The sequence below is a fragment of the Acidovorax sp. KPB24-03 genome (assembly GCF_057546605.1).
Genome location: NZ_BAAJYR010000519.1, coordinates 1 through 2,093 on the forward strand (window position 1 = coordinate 1; position 2,093 = coordinate 2,093).

At 70.5% G+C, this 2,093-nt stretch carries 4 protein-coding genes and 1 pseudogene; 1 reads left to right on the forward strand and 4 read right to left on the reverse strand.

What is annotated here, in order from left to right:
- From AC27KI_RS23440 to AC27KI_RS23455, 4 genes and pseudogenes are all read right to left on the reverse strand, one after another.
- A partial coding sequence (locus AC27KI_RS23440; protein WP_487116119.1) for a response regulator occupies positions 1 to 303 on the reverse strand: 303 nt, incomplete at its 3' end.
- Between the two features lie 9 nt (positions 304 to 312).
- Positions 313 to 849, reverse strand: a pseudogene (locus AC27KI_RS23445) (MarC family protein); the annotation flags it as partial.
- Positions 804 to 947 (reverse strand): hypothetical protein, encoded by a 144-nt coding sequence (locus tag AC27KI_RS23450; RefSeq protein ID WP_487116121.1) that lies wholly within the window; start codon positions 945 to 947, stop codon positions 804 to 806. The pseudogene AC27KI_RS23445 and the gene AC27KI_RS23450, both read right to left, overlap by 46 nt.
- Entirely contained in the window at positions 947 to 1,693 is a 747-nt protein-coding gene (locus tag AC27KI_RS23455) for an SDR family oxidoreductase (RefSeq protein WP_487090920.1), read from the reverse strand. The genes AC27KI_RS23450 and AC27KI_RS23455 overlap by 1 nt, the downstream gene beginning before the upstream one ends.
- Before the next feature lie 146 nt (positions 1,694 to 1,839).
- Between AC27KI_RS23455 and AC27KI_RS23460 the strand changes: the two genes are divergently transcribed.
- Positions 1,840 to 2,093, forward strand: a 254-nt coding sequence (locus AC27KI_RS23460; protein WP_487116123.1) for a dienelactone hydrolase family protein, incomplete at its 3' end; no start/stop codon positions are given.

Sequence of the window (2,093 nt, forward strand, 5' to 3'; positions counted from 1 at the left end):
GCCCAGTTCCAGGCCCAGCACGCGGTCGAGTTCTTCGCCGTGTGCGCTCAGCATGAGCACCGGCGTGGCCTGGTGCGCCGGGTCGCGGCGCAGGTCGCGCAGCAGATCGAGGCCGTTGCCGTCGGGCAGGCCCACGTCCAGCACCAGCAGCTCGAAGGGCCGGGCGCGCAGCTGTTCGCGCGCGTCCCGCAGCAGCAGGCTGTGCACGATGGACAGCCCCTCGCGCTCGAGCGCATAGGCCACCGTGCGCGCGATGGCGGGGTCGTCCTCCAGCAGCAGCAACCGGGCGTGGGTGGTGGACATGCCGTGCCTTCAGCGCGCGACCAGCACGGGGAACAGCTTGCCCAGCCCTTCGGCCATCACCTCCACCGCCAGCGCCGCGAGGATCAGGCCCATGAGCCGCGTCATCACGTTGATGCCGGTCTTGCCCAGCACGCGCGCGATGGGGTCGGCCAGCGCGAAGCACAGCGCCGTGGCGCCGGCGATGACCACGCCGTAGCCCACCAGCGCCAGGTGCTGCCAGAAGGTCTGCGCCCGGTCGGCATAGATCACCACGGTGGACATGCTGGCCGGCCCGGTGAGCAGCGGGATGGTGAGCGGCACCACGGCGATGCTGTCGCCCTGGGCGGCCTTCTCGGCGCCTTCCTCCAGTTCGTGGGTGTGGGGCTTGGCCTCGGCCGGCTGGGCGTTGAGCATGTTCATCGCGCTGATGAGCAGCAGCATGCCGCCGCCCACCTGGAAGCTCTGCAGCGAGATGTTGAAGAACTCCAGGATCTGCAGCCCGAGCAGCGCGCAGGCCGCGATCACGCAGAACGCGCTGAAGGCCGCCACCTGATGGTGCGCCGGCGCTGGCGCTGCGAAAACCCGTCGGTGTAGTGGATGAAGAACGGCACGATGGCCAGCGGGTTCACGATGGCCAGCAGCGTGATGAGCGGTTTCAGGTCCATCAGCGGCCTCCGGAGACGTCGAGCAGTGACAGGGTGGTGTAGCTGGCCGCCTCCGACATCAGCCAGACGATGGCCTCGGCCACCTCCTCGGCCGTGCCGCCCCGCCCCATGGGCACCTGGTGCGCCAGATCACGCACGCGGTCGGGCAGGCCGCCGCTGGCGTGGATGTCGGTGTCGATGAGGCCGGGCCGCACCGCATTCACGCGGACGCCCTCGGCCGCCACCTCGCGGGCCAGGCCGAGCGTGAGCACGTCGATGGCGCCCTTGGAGGCGGCGTAGTCCACGTACTGCCCGGCCGCGCCCAGCCGTGCCGCGGCGCTGGACACGTTGACGATGCTGCCGCCCGCGCCGCCGTGCTTCGTGCTCATGCGCCGCACGGCCTCGCGTGCGCAGAGAAAGCTGCCCACCACGTTGATGTCGAACATGCGGCGCAGGCGCTCGGCGCTCATCTGGTCCACGCGCGCGGGCACGTCGACCACGCCCGCGTTGTTCACCAGGGCACCGAGCGCGCCGAAGCGGGCATCGACCGCCTCGAACAGGGCGACGACCTCGTCTTCCTTCGCCACGTCGGCCTGCACGGCGATGGCCTGGCCGCCCGCCTCGCGGATGGCCTGCACCACGGCGTCGGCCGCCTGCGCATCGCGGGCGTAGTTCACCGCCACCGCCCAGCCCTGGCGCGCGGCCAGGCGTGCGGTCGCTGCGCCGATGCCCCGGCTACCACCGGTCACAAGTACCACTTTGTTCAATTGCCGTCTCCTGCAAGAATGCACCGTTGGCGAAAGGTCCCGCATTACAGCATCCGCCGGCCCGGGCCGGCGCGTCTTTTCACCGTTCCGCTTTCTTCCAACCACCCTCTCTCACTCATCCCTTTCGGCAAAGGAGTCGCATCATCATGGGCAATTTCGTGGACATCGCATCGGCTGACGGTTTCAAGGTGCCCGCCTGGGTCGCGCAGCCCGAGGGCCAGGCGCGCGGCGCCGTGGTCGTGCTGCAGGAAATCTTCGGCGTGAACTCGCACATCCGCGCCGTGGCCGACCGGCTGGCCGCGCGCGGCTACCTGGCCGTGGCGCCCGCCACCTTCGCCCGGGTGCAGCCCGGGGTCGAGCTGGGCTACAGCGCGCAGGACATGCAGGACGGCATCGCGCT

What these genes read in the sequence shown, in the direction of transcription:
- AC27KI_RS23450 (WP_487116121.1), bottom strand. Translation starts at nt 947, where the DNA reads ATGGACCTGAAACCGCTCATCACGCTGCTGGCCATCGTGAACCCGCTG.